The sequence below is a fragment of the Streptomyces zinciresistens K42 genome (assembly GCF_000225525.1).
Taxonomy (GTDB): domain Bacteria; phylum Actinomycetota; class Actinomycetes; order Streptomycetales; family Streptomycetaceae; genus Streptomyces; species Streptomyces zinciresistens.
Genome location: NZ_AGBF01000006.1, coordinates 57,468 through 73,558 on the forward strand (window position 1 = coordinate 57,468; position 16,091 = coordinate 73,558).

The 16,091-nt window shown below is 73.6% G+C and carries 12 protein-coding genes; 3 read left to right on the forward strand and 9 right to left on the reverse strand.

The window, feature by feature from the left end; all coding sequences use genetic code 11:
• Nucleotides 1-8: 8 nt before the first annotated feature.
• Both SZN_RS03960 and SZN_RS03965 read right to left on the reverse strand, forming a co-directional pair.
• The gene (locus tag SZN_RS03960; protein WP_007491614.1) at nt 9-2,000 is read right to left on the reverse strand and encodes an IucA/IucC family protein; all 1,992 of its coding nucleotides are present in this window, start codon (nt 1,998-2,000) and stop codon (nt 9-11) included.
• Nucleotides 2,001-2,150: 150 nt separating this feature from the next.
• Nucleotides 2,151-3,818: a diaminobutyrate--2-oxoglutarate transaminase family protein gene (locus SZN_RS03965; RefSeq protein WP_007491616.1), complete on the reverse strand. Its 1,668-nt coding sequence runs from the start codon at nt 3,816-3,818 to the stop codon at nt 2,151-2,153.
• 401 nt (nt 3,819-4,219) lie between these two features.
• Between SZN_RS03965 and SZN_RS03970 the strand changes: the two genes are divergently transcribed.
• Entirely contained in the window at nt 4,220-5,443 is a 1,224-nt protein-coding gene (locus tag SZN_RS03970) for a trypsin-like serine peptidase (RefSeq protein WP_078508429.1), read from the forward strand.
• Nucleotides 5,444-5,650: 207 nt separating this feature from the next.
• On the opposite strand, the gene hflX is transcribed toward SZN_RS03970, so the two are convergent.
• From hflX to miaA, 6 genes are all read right to left on the reverse strand, one after another.
• Entirely contained in the window at nt 5,651-7,144 is a 1,494-nt protein-coding gene (hflX, locus tag SZN_RS03975; protein WP_043727978.1) for a GTPase HflX, read from the reverse strand.
• 290 nt (nt 7,145-7,434) lie between these two features.
• A complete protein-coding gene (locus tag SZN_RS03980; protein WP_007491622.1) occupies nt 7,435-9,015 on the reverse strand; it encodes a M1 family metallopeptidase in 1,581 nt (526 codons plus the stop codon).
• A gap of 464 nt (nt 9,016-9,479) precedes the next feature.
• On the reverse strand, nt 9,480-11,642 hold the full coding sequence (locus SZN_RS03985; protein ID WP_043727981.1) for a RelA/SpoT family protein: 2,163 nt from the start codon (nt 11,640-11,642) through the stop codon (nt 9,480-9,482).
• 300 nt (nt 11,643-11,942) lie between these two features.
• Nucleotides 11,943-12,812, reverse strand: coding sequence for a diaminopimelate epimerase (gene dapF, locus SZN_RS03990; protein ID WP_007491625.1), 870 nt, complete (start codon nt 12,810-12,812; stop codon nt 11,943-11,945).
• Nucleotides 12,813-12,876: 64 nt separating this feature from the next.
• Complete coding sequence (locus tag SZN_RS03995; RefSeq protein ID WP_007491628.1) at nt 12,877-13,380, reverse strand: hypothetical protein; 504 nt, start codon at nt 13,378-13,380, stop codon at nt 12,877-12,879.
• 108 nt (nt 13,381-13,488) lie between these two features.
• Nucleotides 13,489-14,427, reverse strand: a complete 939-nt coding sequence (gene miaA, locus SZN_RS04000) for a tRNA (adenosine(37)-N6)-dimethylallyltransferase MiaA (protein ID WP_007491630.1) — start codon at nt 14,425-14,427, stop codon at nt 13,489-13,491.
• 181 nt (nt 14,428-14,608) lie between these two features.
• Between miaA and SZN_RS04005 the strand changes: the two genes are divergently transcribed.
• The gene (locus SZN_RS04005; protein ID WP_043727985.1) at nt 14,609-14,890 is read left to right on the forward strand and encodes a hypothetical protein; all 282 of its coding nucleotides are present in this window, start codon (nt 14,609-14,611) and stop codon (nt 14,888-14,890) included.
• Between the two features lie 24 nt (nt 14,891-14,914).
• A complete protein-coding gene (locus SZN_RS04010; protein WP_007491634.1) occupies nt 14,915-15,184 on the forward strand; it encodes an antitoxin in 270 nt (89 codons plus the stop codon).
• A gap of 142 nt (nt 15,185-15,326) precedes the next feature.
• On the opposite strand, the gene SZN_RS04015 is transcribed toward SZN_RS04010, so the two are convergent.
• Nucleotides 15,327-16,043 carry a class III extradiol dioxygenase subunit B-like domain-containing protein gene (locus SZN_RS04015; RefSeq protein WP_007491636.1) on the reverse strand — a complete coding sequence of 239 codons (717 nt, stop codon included), beginning with the start codon at nt 16,041-16,043 and terminating at the stop codon, nt 15,327-15,329.
• Nucleotides 16,044-16,091: the final 48 nt, after the last annotated feature.

The following is a 16,091-nucleotide window of genomic DNA, read 5'->3' on the forward strand; positions in this document are numbered from 1 at the left end:
CATGTTCCTCAGAGATGAAGGGGGTTGGTGATCGTGACGTACGCGGACTGGGTGTCGACGGGGCCGACGAGTTCGTCCAGGCCCTGGAGCCGGGTCAGCAGGTTGGCCTTGCAGCGCAGCACGGGCGAGTCGAGGAGTCGCGCGGGGAGGGGGGTGCGCAGACGCGCGGGGCCCGACGCCACGTCGCCGAGGAAGCGGCGGAACGCCGCGAGCAGCAACCGCTCGTCGGCGAGGCCCTGGGAACCGAACGCGCCGATCAGTCCGAGCACGTTGTTGATCGCGAGGTAGTAGGCGAAGCGCTCGTCGGTGACCTCGTCCGCGACGAAGGTGTCGCTGCGCTCTCCGATGCCGGGGAGCCGGGCGTCGAGTTCCGGGCGACGGGACGCGCGGAAGTAGTAGCCCTGGTTGTCGCGGTAGCGGCCGCCGCAGGGCCAGCCGTCCCCGTCCAGCAGGAGCAGCGTGTTCTGCTGGTGTGCCTCCAGTGCGATGCCGGCCTCGGAGTCCAGCCACAGCACGGGCCGGATCACCTGTTCCAGGTAGCGCAGGAACCACTCGGCCGACACGGCTCCCGCGGAACGTCCGGTTCGGGCCGCGAGGCGGCTGATCAGTACGGCGAGGCGGGACGGGGCGGGGTGGCCGGGTGTGACGAGGCTGCCGGTCGCGCCGCCGCGGGCCGCGCCGGTGAGGGAGACGGGGCAGGGCGAGACGAGCCCGGCCACGCAGGACACGTCGTCCGACGGCCGGAAGGGGTTGTGCCGGATCATCACGTCGAGGCCCGTCGCCGGCCGGCCGTCCGGGCCGTCGACGGCCAGCCAGGCCGGGTCGCGCACGATGTCGAAGCCCGGGTGGGCGGACCGCCACTGCGCCGAGAGGCCGCTCCGCAGGAGCCGGTGGACCTCGACACCGCGGTGGAGCTCCTTGCGCAGGTTCTCGCGGCGGGAGTTGGTGATCCGCAGCGCCAACGACAGTTTGAGCATGGCGGCGGCGCCGGACCTGTGGACGGTCCGGACGGAGGAGGTGGCCTGCCACGGCGCGCCACGGGCACCGAGGTCCAGCAGCAGCCCGGCGTCGAACAGCGGCGCGACACCCGGGCGGTGGCGGATCTCGCGCGCCTGCCACGGGTGCAGGGGAAGCGCCGTGTACCCGTCGGGCATGGGCAGTTCGGTGCCCACGAGCCGCGCCGTGAGCAGGGCGGCGGGGACGACCCGGCCGCGCTCGGTCCACGCCGAGTCCGCGGCCGTCACCGACGGAGAGACCGCGAACCAGTGCAGGGGGAAGGAACCGTGCGACTCGGGTGAGTAGCGCAGGGCTTCGGCGTCGGAGAGATCCTCGCGGCTCTTCGGGGTCGGGTGGAGCGGGTGGCCGAGCAGCAGGGCCTGCTCGGCCGAGAGGAAGAGGTCGGAGCCGGTGGCCGGAACGGCGCGACGGTGGCCGATGAACAGGGCGGTCCGGCGTACGGAGTCGGCGACGCGCGCGACGAGTTCGGTCGCCGCCGGCACGGCGGTGGCGGCTGCCGCGCGGTCCTGGTCCCCTGGGTGCGACTCCCTGGCCAGGAGTGCGGCGAGGGTGACCGCGTCGATCTGCGGGGAACGGAGCGCGGCCCCGGCGAGCCTGGGGAAGCCGAAGCGGTGCCAGCCGGTCGGGGACCAGTACCGGACCGGGGCGACCAGGGGCACTCCGGTGGCGGGCAACGGGATGCGGAGGAGTCCGTCGACCGGCCTGGACACACCGGTCTCGCGGACCCAGCAGCGGAGCAGGTTCTCCACGGCGGCGGCCTCGGCCGCGGTGCGGGGGTCCGGGTGCTCCAAGGGGTCGGGGGCGTCACCCTGATCGGGAGCGTCACGGTGTTCGCGGACGTCACCGTGCCCGCCGGCGTCGCCCGGCCCGTGGAGCCGCGCGTCCGGCGGCGAGCCGGGCGGGTGCGGCGAGGGCGGGGCGAGGGCGGGGCCGGCCTGCGGAGGGGCCGTGGGACGGCCGTCGGATGTGGGGGTGGTGGTCAAGGCTGGCCCTTCTCGATGGTTCGGGCGGTGCGGCGGTGGGGTGCCGTACGGCCGTGCACGTGAGCCACGGGCGCCCACGTCGTGGGGGGGCGGTCGAAGGGGACGCGGCTGGGCGATGGCGGGCCGCTGGGGATCGGCCGACCACCCGGTCTACCGGCGCTGCCCGGCCGGTCCTGCCCGCCCGGTGCGCTCCGCCGGGCCGCCGTCGCCGGGCCGCCGGTGGTCCCGGCGGGGTACGCCGATCCGGTCGGGGTCGGGGCGGCCGCGCGACACGGCGGCCACCGCGTCGGCCAGCCGGTCGAGCACGGCGGCGGCCTGCTCGTCGCTGATGGTCAGGGGTGGGAGGAGCCGCACGACGGCGCCGTGGCGGCCCCCGAGTTCGACGATGAGTCCGCGCCGCAGGCACTCCCGCTGGATGGCGGCCGCCAGGTCGGGCGCGGCGGGATGTGCCGTACGGCCGTCCCGCGCAGGTTCGTTGCCGGGCTCTCCACGGCTCGCCTCCGGCCCGGCGCCCGGCCTTCCACCGCCCGGCTCAGGCCCGCTGTCCGGCTCTCCCCCGCCTCCCGTCCGGGCGTCGCCGCCGTGCGCTCGATCACCGTCCCGGACGGCCGGCGCGTGCCCGGCCTCACCGGCGTCCCTCGGCGGGACCTCGTACCGAGGCTCCTCGTGCGCCGGGTCCACCACCTCCACGCCGATCATCAGGCCCCTCCCGCGCACATCGCCGACGCAGGGAAAGTCGGCGGCCAGTCCGCGGAGTTGGCCGAGCATGTGCGCGCCGAGGCGGGCGGCGCGTTCGGCGAGCCGGTTCTCGCGGACGTGGGCGAGGGTGGCGGTGCCCGCGGCCATGGCGAGTTGGTTGCCCCGGAAGGTGCCCGCGTGGGCGCCGGGCTGCCAGACGTCGAGCTCGTCCCGATAGACGATCACGGCGAGCGGCAGACTGCCGCCGATGGCCTTGGAGAGGACCATGACGTCGGGAGTGATCCCGCTGTGCTCCACGGCCCAGAAGGAGCCGGTGCGCCCCACCCCGGTCTGCACCTCGTCGGCGATCAGCGGGATGGAGCGGTCGGCCGTGATCCGCCGTATGCGGCGCAGCCATTCGTCCGGCGCGGGGACGACCCCGCCCTCGCCCTGGACGGGTTCGAGGATCATCCCGGCGGGCTGCGGCACCCCCGACTTGGGGTCGTCGAGGACGGACTCGGTCCAGCGAGCGGCGAGTTCGGCGCCGCGGGCACCGCCGACGCCGAAGGGGCAGCGGTAGTCCTGCGGACAGGGCAGGCGCGCGACCCGTACGTCGCCCGCGCCGCCCGACGCCTCCCGTGCTCCGGCGGTCGTGCCGTGGTAGGCGCCGCTGAAGGCGAGGATGCCGCTGCGTCCGGTGGCGGCGCGCACCAGCTTGAAGGCGGCTTCCACGGCGTCGGTGCCGGCCGGGCCGCAGAACTGCACGCGCGCGTTGCGGGCGAGGCCGGGCGGGAGGGTGCGGAACAGCTCGGTGACGAACGCGTCCTTGACCGGGGTCGCGAGGTCGAGGATGTGCAGGGGCGCGCCCGAGTCCAGGACCTTGCGGATGGCTTCGAGGACCACGGGGTGGTTGTGGCCGAGCGCGAGGGTGCCGGCGCCGGAGAGGCAGTCGAGGTAACGGCGGCCGTCAGCGCCCTCGATGGTCAGCCCGCGCGCCCGCACCGGCACGATCGGCAGGGCGCGTGCGTACGTACGCGCCGCGGACTCGCGCGCGGACTGCCGCCGCAGGATTCCCTCGTGCACCGCGCGCGCACCCGCCGGGTCGGATGCGGCTCCGCGCACAGATTCGGTCACGGTCATGGCTCCCTGTCCTCCCGCTGTCCGGGGGCGAGCAGGATTGCCGCTTCCTCGCCCGACCCGAGATACGCAGCCCCGCGAGCGTCCACTCGAAACTCCAGGGAACTGGGCACCGAGGACCGCGCGTCGGCGGCTGGTCCCCACCGCTACCAACCCCGCTCCCGGCACCGGGTTACGGGTGACTTCGAGATCGTTGCCGTGCCCGGGGCCTCGTGCCCAGGTCAGGCAGCCTGTGGCTGAACCGTTGCCGTACCGTCGGAACTCGCCGACAGCGACCGCATAGTGTGTGTTGCCGTTCCCACACGCCTTGCGGGCAGGCCGATCGGGCGAGCGCGCGCTCGACGCGACCGGATCGTTCCCGCACCCGCGGCACCAAGTACTTTCACCTCAGGGGGAGTCAGACCATGCGATCCATATGGGCGTCGTTCACCACTCGCCGGGGCAGGAGGAGCCCGCGTCGCAGAACCTCCCCGCTGCCCGTGGTGGCGCTCGCCGCCGCGCTGGCCTTCGCCACCACCGCCTGCCAGTCGGGCGGAGCGGACGCGGGCGCCGAGGCCACGCCCTCCGCCGCGGCCGGCGGCGAGGGCCAGATCACGATCCCGGACGACATCAAGGAGCAGCTCAAGGAGCGCGGGATCGACATCGACAAGTGGCGGGGCGGGGCCTGGAAGAAGTGGGACCAGGAGGACTGGCTGCGCGAGGCCCAGGACTACATCAACCCGATCATCGCGGGGTTGTGGAACCCGGACCGGATGCGTGAGGCGCAGGACCCGGACCGCGGTGTCGACGAGAGCGACGTCTCGGGCGACCAGGGGGTGACCGACCCGGCGCCCGATCCGGTGGACGCCCAGGCCGTGCCGCCCGCCTACAACGCCAACGCTCCCGAGGCGGGCAAGGTGTTCTTCGACTCCCCCAAGGGCACCATGGTCTGCTCGGCGACGGTCGTGAAGGACCCGGCCAACCCCGGCAGGTCCAACCTCGTCTGGACGGCCGGGCACTGTGTGCACGCGGGCAAGAAGGGCGGCTGGTACCGCAACCTCGCGTTCGTGCCGGCGTACAACAACCAGGGCATGGACGCGGCCCGGCTGAAGGGCGCCCCCAAGGAGCAGGTCACTCCGTACGGCGTCTGGTGGGCCGACTGGGCGCAGACCTCGGACCAGTGGATCGCGCAGGGCGGCCCGACGGGTGGGGACGGCGCCCCCTACGACTTCGCCGTGCTGCACGTGAAGCCGGAGCAGGGCGGCAACGGCAAGTCGCTTGAGGAGACGGTCGGTTCGGCCGTGGCGGTGGACTTCAACGCTCCCGCCGTTCCGCAGGTGAACGCCGTCAAGGCGATCGGCTATCCGGCCGCTCCGCCGTACGACGGCCAGAAGCTGTACCAGTGCCAGGACAAGCCGGGCCGGCTGTCGCTGAGCGACTCCGCCCCGACGATGTACCGGATCGGCTGCACCATGACCGGCGGCTCGTCGGGCGGTGGCTGGATCGCGGCCGGCCCGGACGGCAAGCCCGCCCTGGTGTCGAACACGTCGATCGGTCCGGTGGAGTCCGGCTGGCTGGCCGGTCCGCGCCTGGGCAAGGAGGCCAAGACCGTGTTCGACGGGGTGAGCCAGAAGTTCGCCGGGCGCTGAGGGCGGCAGGGGCGGCTGCCTCGGCGACGGCCGCAGCGGGGCGCGGGGCGGCGGCGGGGCGGTCCTGAGGGCCGCCGCGCCCCGGGCGGCCGGGCGCTTCGGGAACGGACACGGACACGACGGAAGGCCCGCTTCCCGGGAAAGGGAAGCGGGCCTTCGGCGTTCAGCGCGCGCTACGGCCTGCCGGGCCGCCACGCGCCCCGGGTGTCAGGCCGTCGCGGTCGGCACGTACGGGGCGAGATCCGCCGCCAGTTCCTCGTGCACCCGCACCTTCAGGAGCGTGCCCTCCGGGGTGTGCTCCTCGGAGATCACCTCGCCCTCGGTGTGGGCTCGGGCGACCAGCTTGCCGTGGGTGTACGGCACGAGGGCCTCGATCTCGACGGACGGCCGCGGCAGTTCGTTGTCGATCAGGGCGAGCAGTTCGTCGATGCCCTGACCGGTGCGGGCCGAGACGGCGAGCGCGCGCTTCTCGATCCGCAGCAGGCGCTGGAGCGTCAGCGGGTCGGCCGCGTCCGCCTTGTTGATCACGACGATCTCGGGCACCCCGGTGGCGCCGACGTCCCGGATGACCTCGCGCACGGCGGCCAGCTGCTCCTCCGGGTTCGGGTGCGCGCCGTCCACCACGTGCAGGATCAGGTCGGAGTCGCCGACCTCCTCCATGGTGGAGCGGAACGCCTCGACCAGGTGGTGCGGCAGATGCCGTACGAAGCCGACCGTGTCGGCCAGGGTGTACAGCCGTCCGCCCGGGGTCTCGGCCCGGCGCACGGTCGGGTCGAGGGTGGCGAACAGGGCGTTCTCCACGAGGACACCGGCGCCCGTGAGGCGGTTGAGCAGCGAGGACTTGCCCGCGTTGGTGTAGCCGGCGATGGCGACCGAGGGCACCTTGTTGCGCCGGCGCACCTGGCGCTGGATGTCGCGGCCGGTCTTCATCTCCGCGATCTCCCGGCGCATCTTCGCCATCTTCTCGCGGATCCGCCGCCGGTCGGTCTCGATCTTGGTCTCACCGGGACCGCGGGTGGCGAGGCCGCCGCCCTTGCCGCCGCCCATCTGGCGGGACAGCGACTGACCCCAGCCGCGCAGCCGCGGCAGCATGTACTGCATCTGCGCGAGGGCGACCTGCGCCTTGCCCTCACGGGACTTGGCGTGCTGGGCGAAGATGTCGAGGATCAGGGCCGTACGGTCGATGACCTTGACCTTGACGACGTCCTCGAGATGGATCAGCTGACCCGGACTGAGCTCACCGTCGCAGATGACGGTGTCCGCACCGGACTCCAGCACGATGTCGCGCAGCTCCTGGGCCTTGCCGGAGCCGATGTAGGTGGCCGCGTCGGGCTTGTCGCGGCGCTGGATGACGCCGTCGAGCACGAGCGCGCCCGCGGTCTCCGCGAGGGCGGCGAGTTCCGCGAGGGAGTTGTCCGCGTCCTGCGAGGTGCCCGAGGTCCAGACACCGACGAGCACGACCCGCTCCAGGCGGAGCTGGCGGTACTCGACCTCGGTGACGTCCTCGAGCTCGGTGGAGAGGCCGGCCACGCGGCGCAGCGCCGCACGGTCGGAGCGGTCGAACTGGTGGCCGTCCCGCTCTCCGTCGATCTCGTGGCTCCAGGCGACGTCCTCTTCCATCAGGGCATCGGCCCGAAGACCTTCGGGATGACTGTTCGCGAAGCGCTTCGTGTCCTGGGAAAGGGAAGAAGAGGAGGTCATTGGGTCCTTACGTCGTTGGAGACCGGTTGTGCGGCGACGGCGGCAGTGCGACCGGCACGATCTTTCGGATCGCGACGCGGTGTCTGTTCCGTCACTGTCCACAACGCACGAGTGCTCCGGGAGATTCCCGGTCCCGTGCCGCGCCGACCCGACGATGGTCGCACGGCACGAGCCGTCTCGTCACCGAGTTATCGCACGGCTCGGTTTCTCCTGCGCGTCGGCTCGTCCGGGACGCCCCGGCGCCGGCCTCGGACACGGACCGGGGCCGGGGCCGGGGCCGGGGCCTGCGATCAGCCCTTCCCCGCGGCCTTGCCAGGGGCGACCGCCGTGCCCCTGCCTCCCGGCTTCCCCTTCGCCGCCGGCTTCTGCGGGTCCGCGGCCTTCCACTCCGGCCTGCCGGGCATCGGCGGGGTCTTCTCGCCGTACAGCCAGGGCCGCAGGAATCCGCCCAGATCGCGGCCGGAGACGTCCTCGGCGAGCGCGACGAAGTCCGCGGTCGACGCGGAGCGGTCGCGGTAGCGGCTGACCCAGGCACGCTCCAGGCGCTCGAACGCCTGGGTGCCGATCTCCTGGCGCAGGGCGTACAGGACGAGGGCCGCGCCGTCGTAGACGTTCGGCCGGAAGATGCCGGTCTTCTTGCCGGGCGCCGGCGCCTTGGGGGCCGCGGGCGGTCCGCCGGCCGCGCGCCAGCGGTCGGAGGCGGCGTAGGCGGCCTTCATCCGCGCCTCCATCGGCCGGTCCGTCCTCCCGGCCGCGTAGAGGGTCTCGTACCAGGTGGCATGGCCCTCGCTGAGCCACAGGTCGGACCAGGTGCGCGGGCTGACGCTGTCGCCGAACCACTGGTGCGCCAGCTCGTGCACCATGATCGACTCGACGTACCACTTGGGGTAGGCGGGCTGGGTGAAGAGGTCCTTCTCGAACAGGGAGAGCGTCTGCGTCTCCAGTTCGAACCCGGTCGTGGCGTCGGCCATGAGCAGGCCGTACGTCTCGAAGGGGTAGCGGCCGACCTTGTCCTCCATCCAGGAGATCTGGCCCGGGGTCTTCTTCAGCCACGGTTCGAGCTTCGCGCGGTCCGCCGCCGGGACGACGTCGCGTACGGGCAGTCCGTTCGGGCCGGTGCGGCGCAGGACCTCGGACCGGCCGATGGACACCTGGGCCAGCTCGGTGGCCATGGGGTGCCGGGTGCGGTACGTCCAGGTGGTCGAGGCGCCCCGGCGGTCCACGCCGGTGCGCAGGCCGTTGGCGACGGCGGTGTAGCCGTTCGGCGCGGTGATCCGGATGGTGAACATCGCCTTGTCGGACGGGTGGTCGTTGCCCGGGAAGACGACGTGGGCCGCGTCGGCCTGGTTGGCCATGGCGAGACCGTCCGAGGTGCGGACCCAGCCGCCCTCGCGCCGGGCGCTGTACACGGGGTCGCTGGTGTGCCGGACGGTGATCGTCACCTCCTCGTCCTCGGCGAGCGGGTCCTCGGGCGTGACGACGAGGTCCTCACCGGCGCTCCTGAAGGACGCGGGCTCGCCGTCGATCTGCACGGACTCGACCTTGCCGTGGGCGAAGTCGAGGTTGAGGCGCTTCAGGGCCGTCGTGGTGCGCGCCTCGATGGTGGTGACGGCCTTCAGGGGCTTGCTGTTGGAGCCGGAGTAGGTGAAGGAGAGGTCGTACGACGTCACGTCGTAGCCGGGGTTGCCCAGCTGCGGGTAGAGCCGGTCGCCGATGCCCAGCGGCGTGGCGGGGGCGCCGGCCGCGAGCAGGCAGCACGAGAGGACGGGGGCGATCAGGGCGGACGTCTTCAGGCGCCGACGGCTTGCGGAGCGGGGGCGGGAGGTGCCCGGGGCCGGTCGCCGAGCCTCGGTGCGGGGGGTGAGCAGCATGAACCACGGCTATCAGCGCCCGCGCGCGGGGCGTCGACGGCGCGCGACCGGCCCACTCGAACGGGTGCGGAGCGCGGACCAGCGGGCGCACCGCGGTCCCGCGCGTTCGTGTACGCGGGAGGTGCGGGCTTGCCGGGCACCTCCCGCGTACGCGCGCGGGAGGTGCGCCAGGCCGGTCAGCCAGCCCGCCGGGCCGTCACTTGCCGTGTACGCGCGCGGGAGGTGCGGGCGTGCAACGAGGTGCTCCACACGACCCCGCGCTTCGCGCGTCCGCGCGCGGGAGGTTCCCGATGGTCTGCGCGGCCGTGGCGACCGCCGTGCTTCGCGCGTCCGCGCGCGGGAGGTTCCTACGCGCCGCCCGCGCCCGCGTCCACACCCCGCCTACGCGCGTGGGAGGTTCCTACGCCCAGCGCTCCCCGGCGTCCCTCGGCGCCGACCGGATGGCCGTGCGGCCCCCGCGTTCCTCAGGCTCCGGGCGTCTGCGCCCTGCTCACGTCGTACACGCCCGCCACGTTCCGCATCGCCCGCATGAGTGCGGGCAGCAGTGCCGCCTCGGGGAGCTGGACCGTGTAGGTGTGGCGCACGCGTTGCTGGCTCGGCGGCTCGACCGTCGCCGAGACGATCTCGGCGCCCTCCTGGGCCATGGCCTCGGTGAGGTCGGCCAGGAGATGCGGCCGGACGAACGATTCGGCGAGCAGGGTGACCCGGACCTCGGTCGACTCGCCCCAGCGCACGTCGACGTCCGCGCGCCCGGCGCTCTTCATGCGGGCCACCGCCGGGCACTGCACGCGGTGGACGGTCACCACGCCCCCGCGCACGGCGAAGCCGGTGACCTCGTCGGGCGGTACGGGCGTGCAGCAGCCGGCGAGTCGTACGCTCGCGCCGGGCGGGTCCACGAGGACGCTGGCGGCGGCGCGGCCGGACGGCGCGTCGGCGGACCGGCGGACGGTCAGGGTGTCCTGGCCCGACGCCCCGGCGTCGCCCGACCGGAAGGACACGCCCCGCTCGGTGCCGTCGTCCTGGGCGGGGTGGCTGGCGATCCACCGCTGGATGGCGATCCGGGCGCCGGGGGTGTGGGCGTGCTCCAGCCACTCCCTGGAGGGCTCCGAGGCGGGGTCCTGGCCCATGAGGAGCTGCACGGTGTCGCCGTCCCGCAGGACGGTGCTGAGGGTCGCCAGACGCCCGTTCACGCGGGCGCCGATGCAGGCGTGCGCGTCCTCGCCGTACTGCGCGTAGGCGGCGTCCACGCAGGTCGCGCCCTCAGGCAGGCCCAGGGTGCCCCCGTCGGGCCGGAAGACGGTGATCTCGCGGTCCTGGGCGAGGTCCTCGCGCAGCGTCGACCAGAAGGTGTCCGGGTCGGGGGCGGCCTCCTGCCAGTCGAGGAGGCGGGAGAGCCAGCCGGGCCGGGTGGGGTCGGCGCGCTCGCCGTCGCCTGCGGCGGTCTGCTCCTCCTGGGGCGCGGCGTAGGGGTTGCCGAGCGCGACGACCCCGGCCTCGGCGACCTTGTGCATCTGGTGGGTGCGGATGAGGACTTCGGCGACCTGGCCGTCCTCGCGGGCCACCGCCGTGTGCAGCGACTGGTACAGGTTGAACTTGGGGACGGCGATGAAGTCCTTGAACTCCGAGACCACGGGCGTCATGCAGGTGTGCAGTTCGCCCAGGACGCCGTAGCAGTCGGCGTCCTCGTTGACCAGGACCAGCAGCCGTCCGAAGTCGGCGCCGCGCAGCCGGCCGCGTTTGCGGGACACGCGGTGCACGGAGACGAAGTGGCGCGGTCTGATGAGGACTTCGGCCTGGATGCCGGCCTCGCGCAGGACCGCGCGCGTCCCCTCGGCCATCTCGGCGAGCGGGTCGTCGGCGCGGGCGGCGTTGTCGGCGATCAACTCCCGTGTGTGCTCGTACTCCTCGCGGTGCAGGATCGCGAAGACCAGGTCTTCCAGTTCGGTCTTGAGCGCCTGCACGCCGAGCCGCTCGGCGAGCGGGATCAGCACGTCGCGCGTGACCTTGGCGATGCGGGCCTGTTTCTCGGGGCGCATCACGCCGAGGGTGCGCATGTTGTGCAGCCGGTCGGCGAGTTTGATCGACATCACGCGCACGTCGTTGCCGGTGGAGACGAGCATCTTGCGGAAGGTCTCCGGCTCGGCGGCGGCGCCGTAGTCGACCTTCTCCAGCTTGGTGACGCCGTCGACCAGGAAGCGGACCTCCTCGCCGAACTCCTCGCGCACCTGGTCGAGCGTCACGTCCGTGTCCTCGACGGTGTCGTGGAGCAGGGACGCGGTCAAGGTCGTCGTCTCGGCGCCGAGTTCGGCGAGGATCAGCGTCACCGCGAGGGGGTGGGTGATGTACGGCTCACCGCTCTTGCGCATCTGACCGCGGTGGGAGGACTCGGCCAGCACATAGGCGCGGCGCAGCGGTTCGAGGGCGGCGTCGGGATGGTGGGCCCGGTGCGCGTCGACCACATGGCTGATCGCGTCCGGCAGCCGGCCGCGGGTGGCGGGGCCGAGCAGCGCCGCCCGGCCGAGGCGGCGCAGGTCGATGCGGGCTCGGGCCTTCCGGCGAGGCACCGCAGGCGTCACGGGGCCCGCGACCGGGCCTGGCGTCGCGGAATTCGTGGCCTCCGCACTCATGGGCACCTCCGGCTGCGTGGACCGGCGGACGGAGTGCCCCAGGGCGGACTCGGCACAGGGGATGGCGACTTCTCCCCGTCCGGGCCGGTGCTTGATGCTACCGAGCCCATCACGTGCTCCCGACCGCCTCTCGCCGAGCGTGAAACGGATCACCCATTCGAGCGAGGGTCCCCGGGTTTATGGTTTTGCGCCATACGGACGGCCGCAGTTGAGGCTTTCGAACGTGCCGCTCATGGCGGTGGCCCGTGGTTGCGGGGGCGCGGCCGACCGGCGTGCGGACGGTCGTGTCGGCGGCGGCGCTCAGCGAGCGAACGATTCCAGCCACTCCGCGTCGATGGTGCCTTCCGCCACGATCACCGCCGGGCCGGTCATCTCGATCTCGCCGTCGGGTCGCTCGGTGATGACGAGGGTGCCGCCGGGGACGTCCACGGTGTACGTCGCGGGAGCGCCGGTGAGGGCCGGGTCGGCGCCGTCCCGGCGGGCGGTGGCGACGGCGACCGCGCAGGCGCCCGTGCCGCAGGAGCGGGTCTCCCCGGAGCCGCGCTCGTGGACGCGCATCGCCACGTGGCGGGGGCCGCGGTCGACGACGAACTCGACGTTCACCCCGTCCGGGTAGGCGGCGGCCGGGGTGAACGGCGGGGCGTCGTGGAGCGTCCCGGCGTCGGCGAGGTCGCCGACGAAGGCGACCGCGTGGGGGTTGCCCATGTTCACGTGGCGCGCGGGCCAGCTGCGGGCGCCGACGCTCACGGTGACGGCGCCCTCGGGGAGGAGCGCCCTGCCCATGCCGACCGTGATGTCGCCGTCCTTGGCGAGGTGCACGGTCTTCACGCCCCCGCGCGTGGCGACGGCCAGGTCGCCCTCGGCCGTGTGACCGGCGCGCTGGAGGTAGCGCGCGAAGACGCGCACGCCGTTGCCGCACATCTCCGCGATCGAGCCGTCGCCGTTGCGGTAGTCCATGAACCACTCCGCCTGGGCCGCCAGGTGCGCCGCCTCGGGGTGGGCGGCGGAGCGCACGACGTGCAGCAGGCCGTCACCGCCGATCCCCGCGCGCCGGTCGCACAGGGCGGCGACGGCGGTCGGGGGCAGGTCGACGGTGTTCTCCGGGTCCGGGACGATCACGAAGTCGTTCTCGGTGCCGTGGCCCTTGAGGAAGGCGATCCGCGTGCTCATTCCTCGATCGTACGGTGCGGGTACGACAGCGCCGGGAAGGAGGCGGAACGGCGGCCGCGGGAGGTCAGCGCAGGCGGGCGACGCGCCACACGGCGAGCACCACGACCGCGGCGACGAGCAGGGCGTACGCGAGGACGACCCGCCAGTCCGGCCGGCGTCCGGAACCCCGGGCGGGCAGTCCGGGCCAGGTGGAGCCCACCCGCCGGGCGGCCATCATGCCCCAGCCGGCCGCGGTGGAGCAGATGAGCAGCCCGAGCATCGCGATCACGGCGCCGCTGTCGCCGAAGTCGAAGGCCAGCGGGAAGGCGAACATCAGGGAGCCGACCGCGGCGAGCCCCACGATGGGCGCGAGCTGCCAGATGCGCAGGCGCCGCTGCGGGCGCAGCTCGACCTCGACCTCCGGGCCGCTCGCGTACATCTCCTCGGGCTCGGGGCCGTCGTCGGTGACGCCGTCCTCGGGCTCGGGGGGGCCGTCGGGGCTCAGGCTGTCCGCGTCCCGCTCTCGCTCGTCACGGTCGGCCGTGACGTGCTCGGTGCCTTGTGCGGTGTCGCGAGGGCCGGCCTCCATCGCCACGCGCCCCTCCCAACTCGGACTCACTTGGTCGATCGAAGCTCGATGATGGCACGGCGCCGGAGGCCCGGACGGCGGCCGGAGCGTCCCGATGCCATCACGTGATCAGGCTGTGACCGGTCGTTCGAGCAACGCCAGTGCGAGATGCGGAAGTTCTGTGAGATCCGCCGCAGCTCCACTCAGCCAGTGCACCCGCGGGTCGCGCCTGAACCATGAATCCTGACGGCGCGCGAAGCGTTTGGTGGCACGAACGGTCTCGCTGCGCGCCTCTTCCAGGGTGCACGCACCGGCGAGCGCGGCGAGGACCTGCTGGTAGCCGAGCGCGCGGGCGGCCGTACGCCCCTCACGCAACCCACGCGCCTCCAGTGCGCGGACCTCGTCCACGAGTCCCGCCTCCCACATCCGGTCGACCCGGCGCGCGATGCGCTCGTCCAGTTCCGGGCGCGCCACGTCGACGCCGATCTGGACGGTGTCGTAGACGCTGTCGTGGCCGGGGAGATTGGCGGTGAAGGGTCGGCCGGTGATCTCGATCACTTCGAGGGCCCGCACGATACGGCGGCCGTTACTGGGCAGGATCGCCACGGCGGCCTCGGGGTCGGCGGCGGCGAGGCGCGCGTGCAGCGCCCCCGAGCCGCGCAGCGCGAGTTCCTCCTCCAGCCGCGCCCGGACCTCGGGGTCGGTGCCGGGGAACTCCAGGTTGTCGACGGCGCCGCGCACGTACAGGCCGGAGCCGCCGACCAGGATCGGCCAGCGCCCCTCCGCGAGCAGCGCGTCGATGCGTTCCCGGGCGAGCCGCTGGTACTCGGCGACCGAGGCGGTGACGGTCACGTCCCAGACGTCCAGGAGATGGTGAGGGACGCCGGCGCGCTCCTCCCGCGTCAGTTTGGCGGTGCCGATGTCCATCCCTCGGTACAGCTGCATGGAGTCGGCGTTGACGACCTCGCCGCCGAGCCGGTGGGCCAGGAAGACGCCCAGATCGGACTTCCCGGCCGCGGTGGGACCGACGACGGCGATGACGCGCGGGGGGGAGAGTGCACTGCTCACGGGCCCAGTCTCCCAAACTCCGGGGGGTGGACTCGAACGAGTTACGTGACGGCACTCGTGCGGGGTCGTTGCCAGTTGCGAGGTCTTGCCGCCCGTCGGGGGGAGGCGGCGCACCGGGGGCGCAAACGGACGCACCGGACGACGCGGGATTTCGCCCGCACGAGTAACGTATGGAGTGGACATGGGCGTTTTCGCACGAATTTTCCGTAAGGCGAAGACCACGGAAGAGGAATCGGCCGCCGAGGCACAGGCCGGCACACACACGACCGCGGCCGAGGCGGTCGCGGAGACGACGTCGGAGACGGAGGCGAAGGGGTCGGCCGCGGCACCGGAGGGGGAGCCCGACCGGCCGTCGGCCGACAAGCCGGCGGAGTCCGGCTCCGACGACGGCGTCGAGATCCCCAAGCAGCAGTCCGCCGACGAGGCCGCCGACAGCGAGACCGGCGAGAACGCACGCACATAACTGCCCCGCGCGGGAAGGTGAAGCATGGGTCTGATGGACAATTTGAAAGCCAAACTCGCACCGGCCAAGGGCAAGGTCTCCGACTTCGCACAGCGGCACGAGGACAAGGTGGCCCAGGGTCTCGACAAGGCGGCCAAGGTGGTCGACGAGAGGACCAAGGGCAAGTACAGCGACAAGATCCAGACGGGTACGGGCAAGGCCAAGGGCGCCGTGGACCGACTCGCGCACAAGGGCGACGGCACGGCGTCCGGCAGCGGCACCCCGCCGCCGGACGCACCCCCGCCGACCACGTGAACGGCACATCGACGGACGGCCGTGGAGACGACACGCTCCCGGCCGTCCGCCCTTCGCACGGGCATCGGCCGTCCGCGGGAGTGCGGGCCCAGCGGGCACGCGCGCGGGTGCGTGCCCGCGTGTCCCCCGGCGCGCCGGTCCGCTACGACCAGGCGGCGACCAGATAGCCGACGCCGTACGGCGCGTCGTCGTACAGCAGGGAACCCGCCAGCCCCGCCTGCTCGGCGGCCCCGGCGAGCACCTGCCATGAGGAGCGGCCCGACGCCTGGAGTTCTGCCGCGAGAGCGGTGTCGAGGGCCTGGAGTGCGGGCACGTCCGCGCTGCCGAGCGCGCGGGCGACGGACGCGTCGAAGGGCGCCGCCCGCTCGTCGAGATAGCCGGGCGCCTTGAGCGTGCGGCAGGCGCTCGCGTCGCCCATCACCAGCAGCGCCACCCGGTCCTCGCGGGCGGCGAGGTCCCTGCCCGCCTCGGCACACCGCTCCGGCTCCAGTGACTCCCCCACCCCGAAGCCCCCGACCGGGGCGGCCGACCAGCCCGTTCGCTCCAGCAGCCAGGCGGCCACAGCCAGCGAGGCCGGCAGCACACGCCCCGCGCCCGCATCGGACGCCGCCCCGCCCAGCCGTACGCCGACGTCGACGCCGAAGCCCCGGAAGGAGCCCGGCGTGCCCTCGGGGTGGCTGCCGCGCCCGCTCCGCCCGGCGGGACCGACGACCACGAGGAGGCCGGGCCGGGACGCGGCCAGGACGCCGAGCGCGTCCACGCACGCCGCACGCGCGGCGTCCATCTCGGGTGCCGCGCCCGCGGCGACCTCGGGCACGAGGAGGGGCGGGCACGGGCAGACTGCGGCGGCGACAAGCATGATCGGCAGCCTACTGCGGGCCCCTCGGAGGACGCCGGGCTGCTCGCC

Coding starts and splice junctions, on each gene's coding strand:
- hflX (WP_043727978.1), bottom strand. CDS start 7,144: ATGACCTCCTCTTCTTCCCTTTCCCAGGACACGAAGCGCTTCGCGAAC.
- SZN_RS03995 (WP_007491628.1), bottom strand. CDS start 13,380: ATGGAGGCCGGCCCTCGCGACACCGCACAAGGCACCGAGCACGTCACG.
- SZN_RS03985 (WP_043727981.1), bottom strand. CDS start 11,642: ATGAGTGCGGAGGCCACGAATTCCGCGACGCCAGGCCCGGTCGCGGGC.
- SZN_RS04005 (WP_043727985.1), top strand. CDS start 14,609: ATGGGCGTTTTCGCACGAATTTTCCGTAAGGCGAAGACCACGGAAGAG.
- SZN_RS03970 (WP_078508429.1), top strand. CDS start 4,220: ATGCGATCCATATGGGCGTCGTTCACCACTCGCCGGGGCAGGAGGAGC.
- SZN_RS04010 (WP_007491634.1), top strand. CDS start 14,915: ATGGGTCTGATGGACAATTTGAAAGCCAAACTCGCACCGGCCAAGGGC.
- SZN_RS03965 (WP_007491616.1), bottom strand. CDS start 3,818: ATGACCGTGACCGAATCTGTGCGCGGAGCCGCATCCGACCCGGCGGGT.
- dapF (WP_007491625.1), bottom strand. CDS start 12,812: ATGAGCACGCGGATCGCCTTCCTCAAGGGCCACGGCACCGAGAACGAC.
- SZN_RS03980 (WP_007491622.1), bottom strand. CDS start 9,015: ATGCTGCTCACCCCCCGCACCGAGGCTCGGCGACCGGCCCCGGGCACC.
- SZN_RS04015 (WP_007491636.1), bottom strand. CDS start 16,043: ATGCTTGTCGCCGCCGCAGTCTGCCCGTGCCCGCCCCTCCTCGTGCCC.